Annotated in this window: 21 protein-coding genes; 7 read left to right on the forward strand and 14 right to left on the reverse strand. The window is 61.3% G+C overall.

Features of this window, described 5'->3' with window-relative positions:
* Positions 1–83: 83 nt before the first annotated feature.
* From ACTG4B_RS12675 to ACTG4B_RS12690, 4 genes are read right to left on the reverse strand one after another with little or no spacing between them, the layout of a single operon-like run.
* Complete coding sequence (locus ACTG4B_RS12675; protein WP_439156066.1) at positions 84–692, reverse strand: pyridoxamine 5'-phosphate oxidase family protein; 609 nt, start codon at positions 690–692, stop codon at positions 84–86.
* Positions 685–1,413: a lysophospholipid acyltransferase family protein gene (locus tag ACTG4B_RS12680; RefSeq protein WP_439156067.1), complete on the reverse strand. Its 729-nt coding sequence runs from the start codon at positions 1,411–1,413 to the stop codon at positions 685–687. The genes ACTG4B_RS12675 and ACTG4B_RS12680 overlap by 8 nt, the downstream gene beginning before the upstream one ends.
* Complete coding sequence (locus ACTG4B_RS12685) at positions 1,410–2,303, reverse strand: cell division protein FtsX (RefSeq protein ID WP_439156068.1); 894 nt, start codon at positions 2,301–2,303, stop codon at positions 1,410–1,412. Before ACTG4B_RS12685 ends, ACTG4B_RS12680 begins: the two co-directional genes overlap by 4 nt.
* Complete coding sequence (locus ACTG4B_RS12690) at positions 2,300–2,974, reverse strand: cell division ATP-binding protein FtsE (protein ID WP_439156069.1); 675 nt, start codon at positions 2,972–2,974, stop codon at positions 2,300–2,302. Before ACTG4B_RS12690 ends, ACTG4B_RS12685 begins: the two co-directional genes overlap by 4 nt.
* Positions 2,975–3,143: 169 nt before the next feature.
* Between ACTG4B_RS12690 and ACTG4B_RS12695 the strand changes: the two genes are divergently transcribed.
* Positions 3,144–3,959, forward strand: coding sequence for a zinc-ribbon domain-containing protein (locus ACTG4B_RS12695; protein ID WP_439156070.1), 816 nt, complete (start codon positions 3,144–3,146; stop codon positions 3,957–3,959).
* A 36-nt stretch (positions 3,960–3,995) separates the two neighbouring features.
* On the opposite strand, the gene ACTG4B_RS12700 is transcribed toward ACTG4B_RS12695, so the two are convergent.
* The 4 genes from ACTG4B_RS12700 to argH all read right to left on the reverse strand — a co-directional run bounded on the left by ACTG4B_RS12700 (position 3,996) and on the right by argH (position 8,607).
* Positions 3,996–6,566, reverse strand: coding sequence for a TIGR02302 family protein (locus ACTG4B_RS12700; RefSeq protein WP_439156071.1), 2,571 nt, complete (start codon positions 6,564–6,566; stop codon positions 3,996–3,998).
* A gap of 144 nt (positions 6,567–6,710) precedes the next feature.
* Complete coding sequence (locus tag ACTG4B_RS12705; RefSeq protein ID WP_439156072.1) at positions 6,711–7,049, reverse strand: DUF2834 domain-containing protein; 339 nt, start codon at positions 7,047–7,049, stop codon at positions 6,711–6,713.
* The gene (locus tag ACTG4B_RS12710; RefSeq protein ID WP_439156073.1) at positions 7,049–7,222 is read right to left on the reverse strand and encodes a hypothetical protein; all 174 of its coding nucleotides are present in this window, start codon (positions 7,220–7,222) and stop codon (positions 7,049–7,051) included. The genes ACTG4B_RS12705 and ACTG4B_RS12710 overlap by 1 nt, the downstream gene beginning before the upstream one ends.
* Entirely contained in the window at positions 7,219–8,607 is a 1,389-nt protein-coding gene (gene argH, locus ACTG4B_RS12715) for an argininosuccinate lyase (RefSeq protein WP_439156074.1), read from the reverse strand. The genes ACTG4B_RS12710 and argH overlap by 4 nt, the downstream gene beginning before the upstream one ends.
* Before the next feature lie 14 nt (positions 8,608–8,621).
* Between argH and ACTG4B_RS12720 the strand changes: the two genes are divergently transcribed.
* Positions 8,622–9,182: a TlpA family protein disulfide reductase gene (locus ACTG4B_RS12720; protein WP_439156075.1), complete on the forward strand. Its 561-nt coding sequence runs from the start codon at positions 8,622–8,624 to the stop codon at positions 9,180–9,182.
* Here the strand turns inward: ACTG4B_RS12720 and ACTG4B_RS12725 are convergent.
* Positions 9,179–9,748 (reverse strand): YqgE/AlgH family protein, encoded by a 570-nt coding sequence (locus ACTG4B_RS12725; RefSeq protein ID WP_439156076.1) that lies wholly within the window; start codon positions 9,746–9,748, stop codon positions 9,179–9,181. The genes ACTG4B_RS12720 and ACTG4B_RS12725 overlap by 4 nt on opposite strands.
* A 107-nt stretch (positions 9,749–9,855) precedes the next feature.
* Here ACTG4B_RS12725 and ACTG4B_RS12730 point away from each other — a divergent pair, with 107 nt between their 5' ends.
* A complete protein-coding gene (locus ACTG4B_RS12730) occupies positions 9,856–10,656 on the forward strand; it encodes a protein-disulfide reductase DsbD domain-containing protein (RefSeq protein WP_439156077.1) in 801 nt (266 codons plus the stop codon).
* On the opposite strand, the gene ACTG4B_RS12735 is transcribed toward ACTG4B_RS12730, so the two are convergent.
* The 5 genes from ACTG4B_RS12735 to ACTG4B_RS12755 all read right to left on the reverse strand — a co-directional run bounded on the left by ACTG4B_RS12735 (position 10,653) and on the right by ACTG4B_RS12755 (position 17,499).
* Complete coding sequence (locus tag ACTG4B_RS12735) at positions 10,653–14,045, reverse strand: efflux RND transporter permease subunit (RefSeq protein WP_439156078.1); 3,393 nt, start codon at positions 14,043–14,045, stop codon at positions 10,653–10,655. The two genes, ACTG4B_RS12730 and ACTG4B_RS12735, sit on opposite strands and share 4 nt — an antisense overlap.
* Positions 14,045–15,499 (reverse strand): efflux RND transporter periplasmic adaptor subunit, encoded by a 1,455-nt coding sequence (locus ACTG4B_RS12740; protein WP_439156079.1) that lies wholly within the window; start codon positions 15,497–15,499, stop codon positions 14,045–14,047. Before ACTG4B_RS12740 ends, ACTG4B_RS12735 begins: the two co-directional genes overlap by 1 nt.
* 73 nt (positions 15,500–15,572) lie before the next feature.
* Positions 15,573–16,115 carry a molybdenum cofactor biosynthesis protein B gene (moaB, locus tag ACTG4B_RS12745; protein ID WP_439156080.1) on the reverse strand — a complete coding sequence of 181 codons (543 nt, stop codon included), beginning with the start codon at positions 16,113–16,115 and terminating at the stop codon, positions 15,573–15,575.
* 5 nt (positions 16,116–16,120) lie between these two features.
* Entirely contained in the window at positions 16,121–16,714 is a 594-nt protein-coding gene (locus tag ACTG4B_RS12750) for a metallophosphoesterase family protein (protein WP_439156081.1), read from the reverse strand.
* Positions 16,711–17,499 (reverse strand): uracil-DNA glycosylase, encoded by a 789-nt coding sequence (locus ACTG4B_RS12755; protein WP_439156082.1) that lies wholly within the window; start codon positions 17,497–17,499, stop codon positions 16,711–16,713. Before ACTG4B_RS12755 ends, ACTG4B_RS12750 begins: the two co-directional genes overlap by 4 nt.
* Before the next feature lie 104 nt (positions 17,500–17,603).
* Here ACTG4B_RS12755 and ACTG4B_RS12760 point away from each other — a divergent pair, with 104 nt between their 5' ends.
* Genes ACTG4B_RS12760 through plsY form a run of 4 tightly spaced genes read left to right on the forward strand, consistent with a single transcriptional unit; the run spans position 17,604 to position 20,966 of the window.
* Entirely contained in the window at positions 17,604–18,554 is a 951-nt protein-coding gene (locus ACTG4B_RS12760; RefSeq protein ID WP_439156083.1) for an aspartate carbamoyltransferase catalytic subunit, read from the forward strand.
* Positions 18,551–19,063, forward strand: coding sequence for a hypothetical protein (locus tag ACTG4B_RS12765; protein WP_439156084.1), 513 nt, complete (start codon positions 18,551–18,553; stop codon positions 19,061–19,063). The genes ACTG4B_RS12760 and ACTG4B_RS12765 overlap by 4 nt, the downstream gene beginning before the upstream one ends.
* 14 nt (positions 19,064–19,077) lie before the next feature.
* A complete protein-coding gene (gene pyrC, locus ACTG4B_RS12770; RefSeq protein ID WP_439156085.1) occupies positions 19,078–20,361 on the forward strand; it encodes a dihydroorotase in 1,284 nt (427 codons plus the stop codon).
* Positions 20,361–20,966, forward strand: a complete 606-nt coding sequence (gene plsY / locus ACTG4B_RS12775; RefSeq protein ID WP_439156086.1) for a glycerol-3-phosphate 1-O-acyltransferase PlsY — start codon at positions 20,361–20,363, stop codon at positions 20,964–20,966. The genes pyrC and plsY overlap by 1 nt, the downstream gene beginning before the upstream one ends.
* Positions 20,967–21,035: the final 69 nt, after the last annotated feature.

Here is a 21,035-nt window from a genome sequence, read left to right on the forward strand (position 1 = left end):
GGATGCCATACACCTGTCCGTCACCATTCTTCCACCGGGAAGCTTATGTCAGGTGATGAATGACAGGGCCGCGCTGCGGGTCATCACCACATCGTATCGCTGGCACGCGCACCCCACGCCGCATCATAGCCTGCATCATCAAACCCATCCTGCTGCTCGGCCAGCAACTGCCCCACTGTGGGCAAACCAGCGCTTTTGTCGCCTGCCGTCCATAACCCGGCCCGCATCAGGGCGCGGGCGCATTGGCTGTAGACTTCGGCGATGGTAATCACGATCACGCTGCGCGGCAGCCGGCCTTTTTGATCAAAGCGCGCCAGCAGGTCGGGTGCAACGGATACGATCGCCCGGCCATTCACGCGCACCACGTTGTTTGACCCCGGCACCATGAACATCAGGCTGATCCGCCCGTCCGTGACGATATTGCGCAGCGTGTCGATCCGATTGTTGCCGCGCCAGTCGGGCAGTAGCAATGTCTGCACATCCCGCACCTGCACCACTGGGCTATCATCGCCGCGGGGGCTGCCATCGGTGCCCTCTGGCCCCACGGTGGACACAACGCAAAATCGCGCGGCGATGATCCATTTTTCATACAGCGGCGTAAGCTGCGGGGCGACCTTTATCAGCGAAGCCTCGCCCGCGGTGCCATAAAGCGCCGCAAGTGTTACGATATCGGCGACGACACCTTCAACCATCAAAACCCGCCTCTTTGTTCAGACGGTCACAGGCGGTTTCAATGTCGGTTTCCAGCCGTGTCATGAATTCATTCACCTCCAGCCCCGGTTCGATCCGTGGCAGAAATTCGAACACGGCGATGCCGGGTTTGCGGTAGACACCGCGCTTGGGCCAGAACACGCCCACATTTGTGGCGACTGGCACAACCGGCTGGCCCATGTCACGATACAGGACGCCGGTGCCGACCTTATAGGGTTTCTTGACGCCCGGCGGGATCCGGGTGCCTTGGGGGTAAATAATCAACTGTCCGGGCAACGCCCGTCCCGCACGCACATCGGCCAGCATTTTCTTGATCGCGGCACCACGCTTGCCGCGGTCCACCGGGATACATCCGATCCGCAACCCGAACTGGCCAATGATCGGCGCATATTTCAGGATGCTTTTCATGATGAATTTGCCACGCGGGATCGCGCCGTAAATCACCAGCACATCCAGAAATGACTGGTGCTTGGGCGCAACCATCACCTCATCCGTCGGTGGGGTGCCGCGAATTTCGGTTTTCAGCCCGATCATCCACGACGCCGACCAGCGGATATAGCGGCAATACGCATGGCAGCCTGCAATCGCGCCCTGACGCGATGCAATGGCGGCCGGCGCATACAAGATCCCCACGACAAGCATCGCCACATACATCTGCACATTGAAAACCAGCGACCGCAGCCATTGGATTGCGTAACTCATGTTTCATTCCTCAACCGGCGTAATGCGGCAGCGCGTGTTGCAAGAAAAGCCACGATCGCGGCCAGTGGCGGAATGACCAATGGCCACAGCCAGCCAGCGCCCGTGAACCCCAATCCAGAGATAAAGCCGCCCGCGACATCGCCGCGCGGCAGCAGCAGCACGATAACCAGTCCGGCCACAACCCCTGCAACCGCCCCGGCCCCGGCGCGCAGTGTAAAGCGGCGCACGAATCCACGGGCGATGTAGATATCGCGCGCGCCCACCAGCCGCAGCACCCGGATCACCTGCGCATTGGCGGCCAGCGACGCATTTGCAGCCAACGTAATCATCGCCGCCATCGCTGCGAATATCGCCACAACGATCAACCAGCCAATCAACCGCAGCCGGTCAGCCGCCGCAATCAGCGGCGCGCGCCAGCTTGTGTGGTCATCAAGCACCGCACCCGGCACCTCGGCGGCCAACCGCGCCTGCAAGCCTTCCAGATCATAGCCGTCATCAGCGGCGATCACCTCGATCAATTGCGGCACGGGCAGGCTGTCCAACGGCAGGCCTGCACCGAACCACGGTTCCAGCAGCGCCCGCTGTTCCTGATCCGTCAGTGCCCTGGCCGATGCGACACCAGGCGTTGTTTCCAGCACATTCAATGCGGCACGCAGCAAGGCGTCGGCCTGATCGTCGGATGCAGGCAGGCGCAGCGTCGCGGCCTGTGCCAGTTCATAGGCCCAACGGTCCGCCACGCGGCCTGCCGAAAGTGACAGCGCCAGCGCCAGCACCGCCAAAAACGCCATGACTGCGGCGACAAACACGGTCAGCCTTGCGGTTGTTCCACTGGGCGGCACGGCACGGTCGGCCTGCGGATCACCAACGATCAGATCCAGCAACCCTTTCACAGTTCCGCCCCCGCCTGCATCAGCGTGCCATCCTTCAGGCGCAGAACGCGGGCGTTCACATCCGATTTCAGCGACCTGATCATTCCCATGTCATGGGTCGCGATCAACACGGTCTTTCCCATGCGGTTCAGCTCGACCAGCAGGCTAAGCAACCGCTGCGACATATCCCAATCGACATTGCCAGTGGGTTCGTCGGCGATGATGACGTCAGGTGCCATGATAACCGCACGCGCCAGGGCCGCGCGCTGGCGCTCGCCCCCAGACAATTCCGGCGGCAACTGCCCGGCCTGCGGGGCAAGGCCCACCCAGGCCAGCAGTTCCTCAAGATCACCCGCAGCCTCGGCCGCGCGGCCTGCCACGACCAGCGGCAGCGCGATATTTTCGGCAATCGTCAGATGATCGAGGAACTGACAGTCCTGATGCACAACCCCGATCCGTCGGCGGACCATTGCCACCGCATCACGCCCCAGTGTCGCCGCATCATCACCAAAAAGTCGGACCTGACCAGCACCAGCCTGTAAATCGGCATAGCAAAGACGCAAGAGCGTTGTCTTTCCTGCCCCGGAAGGGCCGGTCAGAAAATGAAACGAGCCAGGCGCAAGTGCCAGATTTAAATTGGAAAAAAGCAGATTGTCACCATATCCGTATGACACATTGTCCAATTCGATCACGGTGTTGCCCTCTGGTTCTGACTGTCGTTCTGCCTAAATCTTGCAAAGGTTTCAATCGTCAGCTGATATGGCATGGCGCAATTCCTTTGCCTTTGGCGCTACGATTGTTAAATTGCAGACGGTTAGGGTTCGTTTTAATGACATGTTGAATGGTAGAAGGAACAGTTAGATGCGGCTGATTTGCCCGAATTGCGATGCGCAATATGATATCGCCGACGATGTCATCCCCGAAGGCGGGCGTGACGTGCAATGCTCTAACTGCACACATACCTGGTTCCAGACGGACAAGCCAAAGTCGGTCAAGCGCACGACCTCGATCCTGACGCCGAGTGTGCCCAGATCATCGGCCACGCCTGATGAGGAAGTTTCTGTCCAGCCCAAGCCACCGACGCGCAAACCGCTTGATAGTTCTATCGCCGATATCTTGCGCGCAGAGGCGTCGCGGAGTCACGTGCTTCCGCCTACCGGTGCTGCCAAGCCCCGGGTGACGGCACCGCCTGCGATCCAGACGCAAGAGCAGCGCGCGGCCGAAACCCGCGAGCGGATTTCACAGCTGACGAAACAATCCGACACACCGGTGGCTGCCACGGCCAAGACGGCAACCGACGACCAGAATACCGTCCCCAGCATGGACGAAATAAACGCAACCCTGCGCGCCCGGTCCAATGCTGACGACGGGTCCGGCCTGACCGAAGTTGAAAAGGAACAAGCCGTGCAGCGGCGTGGGTTTCGGCGCGGTTTTGCGCTGGTGCTGGTTTTGATCGGGCTGGCGATCATGCCCTATGTCTTTGCCGGAGAGATTGTCAGACAGTTGCCACAGACGCGCGATTTCATGACACAATATGTGCAAACGGTCGATCAACTGCGCATCCGCCTGCACGACGTGGTCGGACAGGTCAGCACGATGGTCGAAGATGTGATGCCAGCCGATGTTGAAGACGCAACCGCCACAGCACCCGTATCCGGCACGTCTTCTTCAAACTGATCAATGCCGGGCCGCGCGCCGCAGGCCGCGTGGTTTTCAGAACTGATCCAGCAACCGCCGCAGGTAGTCGCGTTCGATTTCGGGCCGCTCCTGTTCCGCCGATCGCCGGCGAATTTCGCCCAGCAACTCTTCGGCTCTGCGGTTTATTTCCTCGCGGCCCAGCAACTCCTGATCTGTGCCAAGCTGTCCGGTGTTGCCCATCTGCCGACCCAGCGGGTCGCGCTGGCCGGGTGCCGGGCGGCCCTGTGCAGCGCCTTGTTCGGTCCCCTGGCCGGGCTGCGCCTGGTTTTCCGCCATAGCCTGCCCCAGTTCGCGCATCCCGTTGCGCAGCGCATCCATGGCTTCGGCCTGACGGTCGATCGCTTCGCCCAGATCGCCGTTGCGCAGTGCATCTTCGGCACCTTCCATCGCACCTTCGGCACGTTCCAGCGACTGGCGGGCAATGTCGCCAGCTTCACCGTCAAGACTGGGCAGACCATCGCGTTGGCGTTGCAATTCATCGCGCAGGGCGCGCTGACGATCGGCAAGCGTACCGCTGCCACCCGCGCCGTTATCATCCTGCTGGCCTTGCTGGCCGCTTTCACCTACGCCCTGACCTTGCCCTTGCTGGCCTTCCTGACCGGGTTGCTGGCCGTCCTGCCCCTGTTGGCCGGGCTGGTTCTGACCGGGCTGCTGTCCGTCGTTCTGCTGGCCCGGATTGAACTGATCCTGTAGATCACGAAACGCGTCGTCTGACAGATCTTCCTGATCACGCAGCGTTTCGGCCAGATCCTGCATGGATTGCTGGCCGGGGGTTTGTGGCCCATCGCCACCTTCGCCCTGCGTCACGCGCATGTTTTCCATCATCTGGTTCAGCTGTTCCATCAGTTCGGCAGCCTCGGCCATCCGCCCTTCCTGCATCAGTTCTTCGATGCGGTCCATCAGGGCCTGCAATTCGTCCTGGCTCATCTCCATCGTGTTCTGGCTGTTGTCGGCCTGATCGGTCCCATCGGATGGTTCTGCCTGTTCGGCCAGCATGCGCATGTAATCGTTGGTCGCCTCGCGCAGTTCCTGCATCAATTCGGCGATTTCCTCATCACTGGCACCGTCGCGCATCGCCTCGGCCAGCCGTTCCTGCGCGCGGCGCAACCTTTCACGGGCATCGGCAAGGCGGCCGTCCTCCAACTGGATCGCCAAATCCCACAGGGCCTGCACAATTTCGGCCTGCCCTTCGTCGTTCATGCCCAATTCAGCCATGGCATCCATGCGGCGAATGATGGTGCGCAAACGCAGATAGGTAGTTTCGTTGGAAAACAGCCCCTCTGGCCGGTGAGAAATAGCGCGCAGGATCTGGTTGATCCTGGGCGCATTCGCCCGTGACCACATCAGATCGCGGCGCTGTTCGATCACGGCCTTGGCAAAGGGCTGGAAAAACCGCCTGCCGGGCAGGTTCATTGGTTCTGCCGGCGTGGTCGCGGTTTGTCCGGCGGCATCAATCACCGACAATTGCAGGGTGACCGGCAGGTTCGCCAACGGATGCTGGCTCAGATTTTCGATCAGGAATTCGTCAAAATCGCTGCGATCACCGGTAAAGGGCATCGGCAGATCCAGCACCAGCGGATCAATCGGGTCGGGATCAGTTGCCAGCCCGTGCCGCCGGTCCACTGCGGCCAGATCAAGGGTGATTGTTGCTGTTCCGGTTTCGACGCCATAATCGTCAAGTGCCGTAAACGGCTGCGACATTTCACCCATGGCGTCAGCTTCGACCGGCCCGGTCAGTATTACCTCGGGCGGGGTGTCCTCGATGGCAGATATGGCCCAGCGGATTCCGTTTTCACCGTCAATCGCAAGGCCACCGGATTGGTTGATCGCAAAACTCTGTTCGGCCTCTGACGTCGCACCTGCATCCTGCGTCCGGCCCGAAACGGTTTCGGCAACGCTCAATGCGCCAACCTCGCCATAAAGGCGCAGCGTGACTTTACTGCCTGTCGGCACGCGCAGATCACCCGCAGGCACATCATTCAGATAGATCGAAGGCTTGCCGGTATAGGCGGGTGGTTCAACCCAGCCTTCCCAGACAGGGCCAGACGCAAGTGTCTGCCCGCCACCTGTAGGCATGTCGCCCACACTGCCCACACGCAGCAGCGACCCGAACAAAAGCGCGGTAACAAAGAACAGCAGCGCGATAAAGCGCAGACCGTAAGGGTCACGGTCCGCGATCCGCAGATCAGGTTCGACGGCACGTGCATCGCGCGTGCGGGCCATCATCCGGTCCACATGGGCGTGCCAGACGGCCTCGGACGCGGCGTCGCCGGTCCCTATGACCTGCCTGTCGGCAATCGCGGCAATCGGGCGACCGGGCAGGCTGGCATCGACACGGGCCAGCGCCTGCGCTCGGCTTGGCATCTGAAAACGGCGCACCCCCCAAACCAGTGCCGCCAGAACAGAAACCGCCGCCAGCAAACCGGCTGCCCGGAAGACTGCAACCGAGGCAAAATCGTGCCACCCCATCATCAGGGGCGCAAGCACCAGAAAAACGACTGTCCAAAGCGGCCAGAATGCGCGCACGACCTGTTCACCCACCATCCCCAGTCGGGTGGCGGTCACGGGCAGGCGCAAATGGCGCATCTGGTCGGGTTGATCAGTCAGCGGGCCTCTCCTTTGAACGGTCGCGCATCAGCGCCCCTTAAAAGCGACCGTAACGCGAGTCATGCTTGCAGGATAGGTAGTGCGCCAACGGATAACTGCAAATTGATGATGCCACAGGGGCGATCAAAAGTCGCGGATGGTATGCCGGTCCCGTGTGTAGACGATGCGGCCCCTCAGATACAGGTACAGCGGCAAACCGCAGCTGACGCCGATACAAAAGGTCGCGGGAATGGCGATCAACGCCAGCATATTCTTTGTGCGGCTGACCTCGGTGATGATCCAGACGGTCAGGGCGACGGCTGCAATCGTCAGATCCCACACCAGCCCACTGCTGGCTGCATTGGCGTGCCATGCATCGACCATTGCCATGATATCCCATCCTTCAGCCTGAAACCACTGGATGAAATAATACATCGGGTGAATCGCCCCCCAGATTGCCAGCAACAGATAGACGATGCGCATCAGAACCCCATCCCGAAAGTGACCGATCCGTTCGTGGCGCCGACGCTTGCGCTGGGGCTGACCCCGCCAGAGCCGACGCTGAGCCCGACATTCGCGCTGGGCCGCATCGGTGCGCCGTCAGCACCGCACCCTGACAGTGCACCGACAACCATGATCATAGCCAGCCTTCTCATGCCAAAACCTCTTTCCAGCGTGCGACTTGCGCGCGCACCTGCGCGGGGGCGGTCCCACCATAGCTTGTGCGCGAGGCGACGGAATTTTCAACCCCCAGAACGTCAAACACATCGGCCCTGATGCCGTTGTGCACAGCCTGCATGTCGTCCAGCGTCAGATCCGGCAGATCGCAGCCCTTGTCCTCTGCGACAGCGACGAGCGATCCTGTCACATGATGCGCCTCGCGGAACGGCAGGTTCAGTTCGCGCACCAGCCAGTCGGCCAGATCGGTGGCCGTGGAAAACCCGCTGGCAGCGGCGGTTTTAAGGCTGTCACGGTTGGCGGTCATGTCAGACACCATCCCGGCCATGGCGGCCAATGCCAACATCAGGTTGTCGGCGGCATCGAATACCTGTTCCTTGTCTTCCTGCATGTCCTTGGAATAGGCCAGCGGCAGACCTTTCATCACCGTCATGAGCGCGACATTCGCGCCGAATATCCGGCCGATCTTGGCACGAATCAGTTCGGCGGCGTCCGGGTTGCGTTTCTGCGGCATGATGCTGGACCCGGTGGACCACTTGTCCGACATCTTGACGAACCGGAATTGCGCTGACGACCAGATCACCAGTTCTTCGGCCATGCGCGACAGGTGCATCGCGCAGATGCTTGCGGCGGCAAGATATTCCAGCGCGAAATCCCGGTCGCTGACCGCATCCAGCGAATTGGCCATTGGCGCGTCAAAGCCCAGCGCCGTCGCTGTCATTTCACGGTCGATGGGAAACGACGTGCCCGCCAGCGCGGCACAGCCCAGCGGTGACGTGTTCATCCGCTTGCGCGCATCGGCAAAGCGGGATCGGTCACGCGAAAACATTTCCACATAGGCCAGCATGTGATGGCCCCATGTCACCGGCTGCGCGGTCTGCAAATGGGTGAAACCGGGCATCACCCAATCCGCCCCGGCATCTGCCTGACCCAGCAAAGCGTTCTGCAACGCCGCCAGCGCCGCGTCCGCCTGATCGCATTGATCGCGGACCCAAAGTCGGAAATCGACAGCCACCTGATCGTTGCGCGACCGAGCCGTATGCAGCCGCCCTGCCGGTTCCCCGATCAAATCGCGCAGCCGGGCCTCTACATTCATGTGAATATCTTCAAGTGCTGTCGAAAATGGAAAATCACCGGTTTCAATCTCTGACAATACGGTGAGCAGGCCTTCCCTGATCGCGTCTGCATCGTTATCGCTGATGATGCCTGTGGCGGCCAACATGGCGGCATGGGCGCGTGAACCTGCGATGTCCTGTGGCGCAAGCCTGCGGTCATACCCGATCGAGGCGTTGATCGCCTCCATGATCGCGTCTGGTCCGGCGGCAAAACGCCCGCCCCACATCGTATTTGCGGATTTGGTCATGAAGGAAACATCTCGTGCGGAAGTTAAAATCAGCTCTGCTTTATACGGCGCTCGCCCTTGTTGCAAACACGGGCTTTGCCGATACGCCCGATATTGCCGCGCTGCGTGACGGGGATATGCGCAAGCTGACGGTCCACAGCACCCCGATGGACGGCTCCGATCTTGCGTTCACTGGCGAAGACGGGTCTGAAATGACCCTTGGGGACTATCAGGGACAATATGTCGTGCTGAATTTCTGGGCCACCTGGTGTGCACCGTGCCGCAAGGAAATGCCACATCTGGCCGCACTGCAAAGCGAGCTGGGCGGCGAAGCGATGCAGGTCGTGACGATAGCCACAGGGCGCAACCCGCGCCCCGCAATGGAACGGTTCTTTGCGGAAATCGGGGTGGATACCCTGCCCCTGCATACCGATCCGCGGCAATCACTGGCGCGCAGCCTTGGGGTGCTGGGCCTGCCTGTCACGATCATCCTTGACCCTCAGGGTCGTGAAATCGCACGGCTGCAAGGCGACGCAGACTGGTCCAGCGACAGCGCGCTGTCGATCATGCGCGCCCTGATCGATGCACCGGCCTAGGCGCGGCCAGCCGTCGGTGACAGCAAAAGAGGGTTGATCCCCAGAACCTTTAGCGCGGCCGACCATTTATGTTCGTTCGCGCGGCCAAAGATGATCTCATCACGCGGATCGCAGATCAGCCAGCCGTTCTGGGCAATCTCGTCCTCCAACTGGCCCGGCCCCCAACCGGCATAACCCAGCGCGAGCATGGACACCTTGGGGCCTGTCCCCTTGGCGATGTCTTCCAGAACATCGAGGGTGGCTGTCATGCCGATCTTGCCATCCACTTGCAGCGTCCCAGCGCCCGAAACATAATCACCGGAATGCAGCACAAAACCGCGCGCATGATCCACCGGTCCGCCAAAATGCACGCGGATGTCGCGCACGTCGGGCGACTTGTCGATGCCCAACTGGTCCAGCAGATCGGCGAACTGCACCCCGACCTGTGGTTTATTCACGATCAGTCCCATCCCGCCGTCGTCGGAATGGGCACACATATAGATCACGCTTTGCGCGAAACGGGGATCGCCCATTTCGGGCATGGCGATCAGTAATTTGCCAACAAGGCTGGTTTCTGGTGTTTTCATACGTCCTAAGATGTGTCTGTTGCCACGCTGACGCAAGAGGGGACGCATACGCAAATCTCGCCCAATCGTGACTTTCCATTTCAGCAGCAATCACCGAGACCTACGCCATGACCAAACAACTTGCTGTCTTTCTGGCCCTTTTGTTGGCCCCCGTCGCATTGTCTGCGCAAACCTATGACGATCTGGCCCGGATCGAAGTCCTGCCCGGCTGGCGGATGGATGACGGCACCCATATGGCGGGGCTGCGGATCACGTTGAAACCGGGCTGGAAAACCTATTGGCGCGCGCCGGGCGATGCCGGTATCCCGCCGCATTTCAATTTTGCGGGGTCTGACAATATCAGCACTGTGACGCCGCATTGGCCGGTGCCCGTCATTTTCGACCAGAACGGCCAGCGTTCAATCGGATATCATGACGGAGTCGTGTTTCCACTGAAAGTCGCCGCCAAGGATGCCAACGCACCGCTGCACTTGGCTGGCCAGATCGACATTGGCGTTTGCGAAGAAATCTGTATTCCGGTCAGCCTGCCTTTTGATGCGGCCTTGCCCGCTGACGGTCAGCGTGACGCCGCCATCACGGCCGCCCTGATCAACCGGCCCCTGACCGGTGCCGAAGCGGTGCTTGGCCCCGCCACCTGTCATATCTCGCCGATATCGGACGGGTTGCGCGTGGTTGCAAGGCTCGGAACGGCGCAGTGGGGTCCATCGGAGGTCGTGATCATCGAAACCGGTGACGCCGACATCTGGGTATCAGAGGCGGATGTAGCGCACGCCGCCGGTGAACTGAAGGCAACCGTTGATATGGTGCATATGACGGGCAGCAGCTTTGCGCTTGACCGGTCGCAGATCAAGATCACCTTGCTCGGGCCTGCCCGCGCGGTGGAATTACAGGGCTGTCAGGCCGATTAGGCCCTGCGCCGCAGACTGAATACCATCACGCTTGCCGCATAGATGACCAGCAGCACAGCCAGCAATGCAGCGACGAATACCGCCAGCGCACCTGCGAACCCGCTTTCAAGAAGTGGCAGGATCACGGCCAGTGGCGCCCATGGCGCGCCCGTCACCAGAACCGGCGCAACGGTGGCTGCAAACAAACCGATCGCGACAAGTCCGCCGATCGCAGCAGGTGCGAACAACGCCAGCTTACGCCCGCGCAACGCCCGTTTCGCCGCCTGCAACTGCCGACGAACATCCGCCTGCATCGCAATCAGCGAGGGCACGATAAGCAGCACCAGCAACATGCCAAAAGCCAGACCGAATACCAGCGTCACGACAGTCGGCTTCAGAAATTCGGCCTGTGTCGATCCTTCGTAAAGCAGTGGCGCCAGCCCCAGCACCGTGGTCAGTGTCGTCAGCATCACAGGGCGCAACCGGTCTGCCGCGCCGTCAATGATCGCGGGAATCAACCCGCGGTCCTGGGCATATTCATCAATTGTCGTGACCAGCACGATACTGTCGTTGATAATGATACCGACCATCCCGATCAGGCCGACGACGGTGAACATGCTCATCGGGATGCCCCACAGCGCGTGACCATAAATCGTCCCGACCAGGCCAAAGGGAATGATTGCCATCACCACGACAGGCCGGGTCCAGCTGCTGAAAATCCATGACAGGGTCAGGTAAATCCCAAGCAGGACCAGCACCAGTCCGTTCAGCGCATCGCCAAGGAATCGGCTTTCCTGTTCGCTGAGACCTGACAGACGCGTCTCGATGCCGTAACGGCCTTCGATGCGGGGTAGGATTTCGTCGTTGATCACCTGCTGAATTTCCGTGGCACGGGCAGCGTCGTCGTCATCCAGATCACCGATCACGGATATCAGCTGAATCCCGTTTTCGCGGCGCACGGTCGAAAACCCCGTCCGGCTTTGCACCGTTACCACATCCGCCAGCGGCACATAGGCCCCTGCGGCGGTGCGTATCTGCGTGCGATCAAGAAAATCCGCCGACAGTTCGTCGGCAGGCAATTCCACCCTGATCGTGGCGGACCGCGCACCATCTGGATAAGTCGCCGCCTCGATACCGCCCAGCCGGTTGCGCAGTACGCGGCCCAGCCCGTCGATGCTTAACCCCAGTGCCTGCCCTTGCGGGGTCAGTTCAAGGATCAGTTCTTCCTTGTCATAAGCCAGCGTGTCTTCCAGCCCTGAAATTTCAGGGTAAATCGCCAGTTCGGCCTTGAGCGCCTCTGCGGCAGCTTTGAGCGTGTCGCTGTCTGCGCCGAACATTTCCACATCAAGGCTATCACCCCCCGGACCCGACCCCCAACTGCGGAAACTGACGGTTTCGGCCATGGGATGCTGGCGGATACTGTCCTGCAAAGCGCTGACAAAGGCGAAACTGGTATAAGGGCGACTGTCGGCGTCGATCAACTCAATGGTGATCGCACCCAGCTGGTCGGCATCCTTGGTGTCGGACCCGGCGATGGCGCGGCCTGAATTGCCGCCCACCTCGGCCACGACGAATTTCAGCGGATTGGCACCATGTTCGGCTGCGTATTCCGCGCCCAGCGCCTCGGTCGCGCGCTGCATCTCGCGCATCATTTCCAGCGTGTCGTCGCGGGTCGCACCCGGCAACATCGCAAAGTTGCCTGTGACCTGTGACTGTTCGGGCGCATTGAAGAACCGCCAGCTGACGTCGCCCTTGATGACCAATGCCACCTGACTGGCCAGCGCCAGCAGTGCCAGCGCAAAGACCGGATAGCGGGCCGCAATAACCCCCGCCATGAACGGGCGGAACAGGTTTTCACGCACCCATTCAAAACCACGGTTCACGATGCGGGACGGCATGTCATACCAGTGTTCTCTGGCCGAATGAGCGATGGCATGGCTCATGTGGTTGGGCAGGATCAGGAAACATTCCACAAGGCTAGCCGCCAGCACGACGATAACCGTGAACGGAATATCCGCAATCAGATCGCCAAACCGGCCGCCGATGACCACAAGTCCGAAAAAGGCGATGATCGTGGTCAAGGTCGCAGAAAACACAGGGCTGAACATGCGCCTGGCAGCATTTTCCGAGGCCTGCACCGGCGTCTCGCCCAGATTGCGCACCCGGAAATCGGCGTGTTCACCAACGACAATGGCATCATCCACGACGATCCCCAGCGTGATGATCAGCGCAAAAAGCGAGATCATGTTGATTGTGATCCCGAACGCATACATCAGCGCGATAGCAGCCAGCATGGCAACGGGGATGCCGGCAGCGACCCAGAATGCGGTGCGCGCGTTCAGAAACAGAAACAAAAGCCCAACAACCAGCGCCAAGCCCGTCAGGGCGTTATCCAGCAGAATATCAAGACGGCCCGTGATCAGTTCAGCGCGCCCGTTCGTCAGTTCAATCGACACCCCCGCAGGCAGCGATGCGGTCAGCCGCCCGGCGACCTGTTCCACAGTGCGCTGCATCCCGATGGCATCGCCTTGGGCAGAACGTTGCACGCGCATCTTGATCGCCGGATCGTCACCGACGAAATAGGCGCGGTTGCGGTCTACACCCTCCACGCGCACCGTCGCGACATCTGCAATCGTCAGCTTGGACCCATCGGGATTCGACCTCAGGACAATCGCGCCGATGTCTTCGGCAGTGCGCTTGGCCACGCCCGTGCGCACGCGGGCGTTCGCCGATACATCGCCAGCGGGGTCGGCTGCGGCCTCTTCGCCGATGCGGGCAGCGATATCGGCCATGGTTACATCATATTCGATCAACGATAGCGATGGCACCTCGACAATCGTTGATGGTGCTGCAACCCCTTGGATAATAACGCTTGTCACACCTTCCGCGAACAGCCGCACAGCCATTTCATCGGCAAAACGGGCCAGTTGGTCCACGCCAACCGGTCCTGTAATCACAACATCGGTCACACGGTCCGACCAGCCGCCACGCCGCACGTTCGGGTCTTCGGCGTCTTCGGGCAGGTTGCCGGTGCTGTCGACGGCCAGTTGCACATCTTCGGCAGCACGGTCGATGTCATAACCCGGATCGAACTCCAGCCGGATCGACGCCCGCCCTTCGACCGATGTAGCCGAGGATGAGGTGACACCCTCGACCCCCAGCAGCACAGGTTCCAGAACCTGCACGATGGCGGCGTCCACATCTTCGGCACCAGCCCCCTGCCACGCGACCGACACCGTCAGATCGTCAACGACCACATCAGGAAAAAACTGCGCCCGCATGTTGGGAATGGCCAGAAAGCCCGCCGCGATCATCAAGACCAGCAACAGGTTCGCCGCCGTCCGGTGACGCGTGAAATAGGACAGGATACCCCCCGCCCGCGCGTTCAGCTTGTCGCCGCCCGTCACCATCAGCTACCCATCCTGCTTTCCAGCCGTTCAACCGTTTCCGACGAGACCTGCTCTTCTTCCAACTGGGCAATGATACGGGCCTTGACCGCATCCGGCATCGGGCTTTGCGTTACGTAAGCCACCAGTTTCGCCCGGCGTTCAGCATCCAATGCGATCATTTCGGGTTCGGTCGGTGTTTCGGCCCCACCGGGGCTAATGGGATCCACCTTGATCCCCGTGCCCAGCAAGGGCGAACGCTCGGCGACAATCGTCGCACCGGCAAGCGCACCGACGCCGATGATTACATCGTCGCCCTGACGCCGCAGCAATGTAACAGCGCCCGTGTCCAGTCGGTTCTCGGCGTTGACGACCAGAACGGTTTCATCGGGCGCGACAGCCGTTGCCGGCACCAGTGCGACGTTTTCCAATGCGGGCTCATCAATACTGACCGTGACGAAATCACCGGGCCGGAACCCCGGCGCCGCATCCAGCCGGGCAAACAGCAGGCGTCCTGTCTGTCCTGTGCCCACAGATGCGCCTTCGCGGGTGATCTGGCCGGTCGCATGCAGGTTCACACCCGACACATCCAGCGCCACGCTGACCGGCGCGCTGATCAACGTGCCGTTGCCATCCAATAGCCGCGCATATTGCGATGTTGACACGCGAAACGCGACCTCCAGCAGGGTCGGATCAATGAGCTGTGCAAAGCGTTCGTTGGCTGTCACACGGCCCCCGTCGGACACTGTCACATCCGCCAATGTGCCATCAAAGGCCGCGAAAATCTCGGTGTCTGCTACGGCGCGTTCAGCCTCGGCCACGTTGATGCGGGTGCGGGCCAGACGCGTGGTGGCCTGATCAATCCGCGCCTCGGCAGAGGCAACCGCCTGACGGCGGCTAAGCACAGACGCTTGCGCGCTTGATGCGGCCAGTTCAGCGTTTTCGACAGCGGCCTCCGTGCCTACGCCACGGCCGCGAAGATCACGCGCGCGCGCCAGCGCCTGTTCCTGCAACGCTGCCTGCGCGCGGGCCGCTGATAACTCGTCCCCGGCCAGCAAAAGCGCGCGTTCCGCATCGCGCAATTCCGCCTGGGCATCCTGCAAATCGGCCCGCACCCGGTCCAGTGCCGCCTGCGCATCAACCGGATCAATCCGCAGCAACAACTGACCGGCAGTCACCGTACCACCTTCGACCAGAGCATCCGAGGCGGACAGCACAGTGCCCCCTGTGGCGCTGCGCAGGTCCAGCGTGCGCTGGCTGCGCAATTCGCCGAAAACGGTCAGTTCGGGGACAATAGTTTGCGGTTCCAGCGTGACGACGTTGACAGACAGAACCCGTTCGCGCTGCGGAAAACTCCGGGGTTCCTCGTTCATACGGGCGACAACAGCATCACGCACCATGTTGCCGGCCCATGCCAACAGGGCCAGCGTGACCGCAAGTAGAAAAACGCCCGTCAGGCTACGGCGAAGAAAACGCATTTTTGGACTTCCTTGAACGACGTATTATAGATAGGCCCGCGCAACCTATCGTCCAGTCATACGCATGTCATAGCTATTTCCGGCGCAAATGTTCATCCAAACGCGGCATGATCTCGACAAAATTACAGGGCCGGTGCCGATAATCGAGCTGTTTGCACAGGATTTCATCCCAAGCATCCTTGCAAGCGCCCGGACTGCCGGGCAGCGCGAACAGATAAGTTCCCTGCGCAACCCCCGCCGTCGCCCGGCTTTGCACCGCTGATGTCCCGATCTTCTGCATGCTGACGATTGTGAAAATCGTGCCAAAGGCGTCGATTTCCTTTTCATAGACGTCGCGATGCGCCTCGACCGTGACATCGCGGCCGGTCAGCCCGGTGCCGCCGGTGGAAATGATCACATCGACCGCGTGGCTGGCACACCACTTGCTCAGCCTTGTGGCGATCCTGTCGCGGTCGTCGGTCACGATCTTGCGATCCGCCAGGATATGCCCGGCGGCGGCGATCCGGTCCACCAGCACCTGCCCGGATTTGTCATCCTCCAACGTGCGGGTATCGCTGACCGTCAGCACGGCAATGCGGACCGGCATGAAGTCTTTTGTTTCGTCAATACGACTCATCTTGATTACATCTCAAACCAGTTTGGGGTGGGGCCGAGGTTGTGGATTTTCGTGCGTCCGATGGTGCCGCTTTGGCCCCAGCTGTCATGCACATGACCACAGAAAACAAACTTGGGCGACAGGCGCACGATGGCATCGCGCAGCGCCGTTGACCCGACAGACAGACCTGCAGACGTTTGGTCCGCGACCCCCTTTGGCGGGGAATGGCTCACGATGATGTCGGCCTTTTCGCAGCGCTCCAGGATCGCCTCGGCCTGCGTTTCGGTCATATCGCAGGACCACGACCCAAACGGCGTCAGCGGGATGGCATAGCCGATCCCGAAGATATCGAATCCGTCCACATCCACCGATTGCCCGTGCAGCACGTCGATCAACGGGTCGGTCGCTGCGCGCAGTTCGTCGATGCTTTCGGCATTGCCAGGAACCACGACAAATGGGCATTTGATACCTTCAAGCATCGCCATCGCATCCTCCAGTCCTTTGCGATGGTTACAGAAATCGCCCGCCCCGATCACCAGATCGGCAGACTTGGCAGCCTCGACGATTGCGGCGGCCTTGACAGGGCCGTGGTGCAGGTCAGAAAATGCCAGTATCTTCATGTGTCACCTCTCAATTTCGCCTTAAGCGCCAAAAGGTCCGCCCACGCTTCGCGTTTGGCGGCAGGGTTGCGCAGCAGATAGGCGGGGTGGAACATCGGCAAGGCAGGACGGGCCATGACCTCGGCCCACTGCCCGCGTATCCGGGTGATCCCGGTGCGACCAAGTAGCGCCTGACAAGGCGTGTTGCCCATCAGGATAATCACATCCGGGTCGGCCAGGGCGATGTGACGTTCCAGAAACGGCAACATCATCGCGATTTCATCCTTGTCGGGCGTGCGGTTGGACGGGGGCCGCCATGGCAGGACATTGGTGATATAAACCGCATGAGCGGGATCACTTGCCGCGCGGTCCAGATCAATCGCCGCAAGCATCCGGTCGAGCAACTGGCCCGCGCGCCCCACGAAAGGTTTCCCGGCGCGGTCCTCCTCGCGGCCCGGTGCCTCTCCCACGATCATGACGCGGGCGGCAGGGTTGCCATCGGAAAACACGAAACTGCGCGCGCCCTGCTTGATCTCGCAATGCTCGAACGCCTGCATCGCGGCGGCAAGGGCGCCCAGATCGGCGGCGCCGGCTGCGGTAGCGCGGGCGATGCCCACAGCGTCCACCGTGTCCGGCTGCGGCACTGGCGGCGGAGCGGCGGGCGCTGGTGCAGGTTTTGGCGCGGGCTTGGCTGCTTCCAACTGGTAACGGTCAACCGGCGCGTCCAGAATGGCATCGGTGACGCCCAATTCTACCTGCCATTCCAGCAGGGCGCGGTTATGCCAATATGTGTTACCCGATTCCATGGCGTGTATGTTAATCGCATTCGAACGGGATGTGCAGTGGGTCCGGGCATTGAAGCGCCCCGCCTGCCTGCTATAAGCAAACCAACCGCGACAAGAGGGCTGCCATGACATTCCGCGCCAAGCATCTACTGGGCATCGAACCGCTGCACCCGACCGAGATCACGACGCTTCTCGACCTTGCCGACAGCTATGCCGACCATAACCGCAAGGGCATCGCGCATCGTGACGTGCTGGCCGGGCTGACGCAGATCAACATGTTCTTTGAAAATTCGACCCGGACACAGGCCAGTTTCGAACTGGCGGGCAAACGGCTGGGCGCGGATGTGATGAACATGGCGATGCAGGCGTCATCGCTGAAAAAGGGCGAAACCCTGATCGACACGGCGCTGACGCTGAACGCGATGCGCCCCGATCTGCTGGTTGTGCGTCACCCGCAATCGGGGGCCGTGGACCTGCTGGCGCAAAAGGTGAACTGTGCCGTGCTGAACGCGGGCGATGGCAAGCACGAACACCCCACGCAGGCCCTGCTGGATGCGCTGACGATCCGCCGCGCCAAGGGGCGTCTGCACCGGTTGTCGATTGCCATCTGCGGCGATATTGCCCACAGCCGCGTTGCGCGATCCAACATCATGCTGCTGGGCAAGATGGAAAACCGGATCAGACTGATCGCCCCCCCCACGCTGATGCCCGCAGGGATCAGGGATTTCGGGGTCGAGGTGTTCGAGGATATGGCCGAAGGGCTGCGCGACGTGGATGTCGTGATGATGCTCCGCCTGCAAAAGGAACGGATGGACGGCGGTTTCATTCCATCCGAACGGGAATATTTTCACCGCTACGGCCTGGATGCCGCGAAACTGGCCCACGCCAAACCTGATGCGATCGTGATGCACCCCGGTCCGATGAACCGCGGCGTCGAGATCGACGGCACCATCGCCGACGACATCAACCGGTCGGTCATTCAGGAGCAGGTTGAAATGGGGGTCGCGGTGCGGATGGCCGCGATGGACCTTCTGGCGCAGAACATGCGCGCCAGCCGCAAGGCGGTGATGGTATGACAACGCTGACATTTCCCGCCAATGACTATGGGCAGATCCGTGTGTTTGCCACGGACCAAACCATTACAGAGCCGACAGCAGAAACCATGGAACGGCTTTTCGGGGCACCACTCGACATGACTTTTGTGGATGTGGTGCGCATCGCCGATCTCGATGGCATGGCGCTGACCAACTATATCGCACAGGGCTATGACATGACGCCCGATGCTGTGGACAAGCAGGCGGTCAATGCGATCACCGGCACCGCGATCCTGATCCTGTCGCGCGCCACTGCCGGGCAAGAGGTAACACTGGATCTTGCGTCGGGCGTGCGCCATGTGACCACCTACAGCCCCGAGATCCAGATTACGCCGCCCGTCAATCTGCCTGACGGGTCGGCCAAGGGCATTATCGGCGATATGCCCGCCAAGGCGCCCAAATCGGATGCACGGATCGGCGGGATGGTCGCCACGATTGCGCTAATCGTCATGTGTGCGCTGGTCGGCCTGATGATCTGGGTGGCGGGATGAGCAAGGAAAAACCGATGACAGCGACCCTTTTCACCAATGCCCGACTGATCAACCCTGTGGCGCTGACCGACAGCGCAGGTGCCCTGCTGGTGCAGGACGGGCGCATCCTTGCGGTTTATGAAGATACGCCCCCCACCCCCAAGGGCGCAGAGGTGATCGACTGCGCCGGCATGTGCCTTGCACCGGGGATCATCGACATTGGCGTCAAGGTGTCCGAACCCGGCGAGCGGCACAAGGAATCGTTCCGTTCGGCGGGCCGGGCGGCGGCGGCGGGCGGGGTCACGACGATTGTCACGCGGCCCGACACCTCCCCGGCCATCGACACACCCGAAACGCTGGAATTCGTCGAACGGCGCGCCCAGCAGGACGCCCCTGTGCATGTGTTGCCCATGGCGGCGCTGACCAAGGGGCGTAAGGGCCGCGAAATGACCGAAATCGGCTTTCTACAAGACGCCGGCGCCGTGGCCTTTACCGATTGCGACCGTGTCGTGACAGATACCAAGGTGTTTTCCCGCGCGCTGACCTATGCGCGCAGCCTGGATGCGCTGGTGATCGCCCACGTGCAGGACCCCGGCCTGTCGGACGGCGCGGCGGTCACATCGGGCAAATTCGCATCCCTGCGCGGCCTGCCTGGCGTGTCGCCTATGGCCGAACGCATGGCACTGGACCGCGATATCAGCCTGCTGGAAATGACCGGCGCGCGCTATCACGCCGACCAGATCACGACCGCCCGCGCCCTGCCCGCGCTGGAACGGGCCAAGCGCAACGGGCTGGACATCACCGCCGGCATCAGCATCCACCACCTGACGTTGAACGAACTGGACGTGGCCGATTACCGGACCTTCTTTAAACTCAAGCCGCCCCTGCGCAGCGAAGACGACAGGATTGCCATGGTGCAGGCCGTGGCCGAAGGGTTGATCGACGTCATCTGTTCCATGCACACACCGCAGGACGAAGAAAGCAAACGCCTGCCGTTCGAGGAGGCGGCAAGCGGCGCGGTGGGTCTGGAAACCCTGTTGCCTGCCGCACTGCGGCTCTATCATGCGGATATGATAGACCTGCCGCGTTTGTTCCGGGCGCTGGCGCTGAACCCGGCGCATTTGTTGCGGTTGGATGCGGGGCGGTTGCTGGAAGGCGCGCCTGCCGATCTGATCCTGTTTGACCCGGACGCGCCATTTCAACTGGACCGGACCACATTACACTCGAAATCCAAGAACACCCCCTTTGATGGCGCACGGTTGCAAGGCCGCGTCATGGGAACTTGGGTTGATGGCCAACGCATATGGGGGGCCGCCTGATGCCGATACTTGAAAGTGCCACACCTTTGCTGATCATCTGGGGCATTGTCGGCTATCTGCTGGGGTCGATCCCCAGCGGTGTGCTGCTGGCGCGGGCGATGAACCTTGGCAACCTGCGCGACATCGGGTCGGGCAATATCGGGGCGACCAACGTGCTGCGCACCGGCAACAAAAAGGCCGCCGCGCTGACGCTTTTGGGCGATGCGGGCAAAGGGATCGCCGCGGTGCTGCTGGCGCGGGCCTTTGCCGCTGAAGACGCGGTGCAGATCGCGGCGTTGCTGGCATTTGTCGGCCACTGCTTTCCGGTCTGGTTGCGGTTCCGGGGGGGCAAGGGGGTTGCCACCTATATCGGGATCATGCTGGCGCTGGCCTGGCCTGTCGGGCTGGCGGTCTGTGGCATCTGGCTGGCGGTCGCAGCGGTCAGCCGGTATTCGTCGCTGGCGGCCTTGCTGGCGGCAGGCTGGGCCCCCGTGGTCATGGCATTCACCGGCTACGGAGAGACGTTCCTTTTGGGGATCGTCCTGTGCCTGCTGATGTATGCCCGACACTATGAAAACATCAAACGGCTGCGGGCAGGAACAGAGACGAAGATCGGCGCAAAGTAAGCCGAGACGTCGCGACCAGACAAAAGATGCAACCACGCAGGGTGCCATGAGGAACGAAGGTCAGTGATA

Source organism: Yoonia sp., from assembly GCF_965660735.1.
Taxonomy (GTDB): domain Bacteria; phylum Pseudomonadota; class Alphaproteobacteria; order Rhodobacterales; family Rhodobacteraceae; genus Yoonia.

Coding starts and splice junctions, on each gene's coding strand:
- ACTG4B_RS12675 (WP_439156066.1), bottom strand. CDS start 692: ATGGTTGAAGGTGTCGTCGCCGATATCGTAACACTTGCGGCGCTTTAT.
- ACTG4B_RS12680 (WP_439156067.1), bottom strand. CDS start 1,413: ATGAGTTACGCAATCCAATGGCTGCGGTCGCTGGTTTTCAATGTGCAG.
- ACTG4B_RS12695 (WP_439156070.1), top strand. CDS start 3,144: ATGCGGCTGATTTGCCCGAATTGCGATGCGCAATATGATATCGCCGAC.
- ACTG4B_RS12700 (WP_439156071.1), bottom strand. CDS start 6,566: ATGCGCCATTTGCGCCTGCCCGTGACCGCCACCCGACTGGGGATGGTG.
- ACTG4B_RS12705 (WP_439156072.1), bottom strand. CDS start 7,049: ATGCGCATCGTCTATCTGTTGCTGGCAATCTGGGGGGCGATTCACCCG.
- ACTG4B_RS12710 (WP_439156073.1), bottom strand. CDS start 7,222: ATGAGAAGGCTGGCTATGATCATGGTTGTCGGTGCACTGTCAGGGTGC.
- argH (WP_439156074.1), bottom strand. CDS start 8,607: ATGACCAAATCCGCAAATACGATGTGGGGCGGGCGTTTTGCCGCCGGA.
- ACTG4B_RS12725 (WP_439156076.1), bottom strand. CDS start 9,748: ATGAAAACACCAGAAACCAGCCTTGTTGGCAAATTACTGATCGCCATG.
- ACTG4B_RS12730 (WP_439156077.1), top strand. CDS start 9,856: ATGACCAAACAACTTGCTGTCTTTCTGGCCCTTTTGTTGGCCCCCGTC.
- ACTG4B_RS12735 (WP_439156078.1), bottom strand. CDS start 14,045: ATGGTGACGGGCGGCGACAAGCTGAACGCGCGGGCGGGGGGTATCCTG.
- ACTG4B_RS12740 (WP_439156079.1), bottom strand. CDS start 15,499: ATGCGTTTTCTTCGCCGTAGCCTGACGGGCGTTTTTCTACTTGCGGTC.
- moaB (WP_439156080.1), bottom strand. CDS start 16,115: ATGAGTCGTATTGACGAAACAAAAGACTTCATGCCGGTCCGCATTGCC.
- ACTG4B_RS12750 (WP_439156081.1), bottom strand. CDS start 16,714: ATGAAGATACTGGCATTTTCTGACCTGCACCACGGCCCTGTCAAGGCC.
- ACTG4B_RS12755 (WP_439156082.1), bottom strand. CDS start 17,499: ATGGAATCGGGTAACACATATTGGCATAACCGCGCCCTGCTGGAATGG.
- ACTG4B_RS12760 (WP_439156083.1), top strand. CDS start 17,604: ATGACATTCCGCGCCAAGCATCTACTGGGCATCGAACCGCTGCACCCG.
- ACTG4B_RS12765 (WP_439156084.1), top strand. CDS start 18,551: ATGACAACGCTGACATTTCCCGCCAATGACTATGGGCAGATCCGTGTG.
- pyrC (WP_439156085.1), top strand. CDS start 19,078: ATGACAGCGACCCTTTTCACCAATGCCCGACTGATCAACCCTGTGGCG.
- plsY (WP_439156086.1), top strand. CDS start 20,361: ATGCCGATACTTGAAAGTGCCACACCTTTGCTGATCATCTGGGGCATT.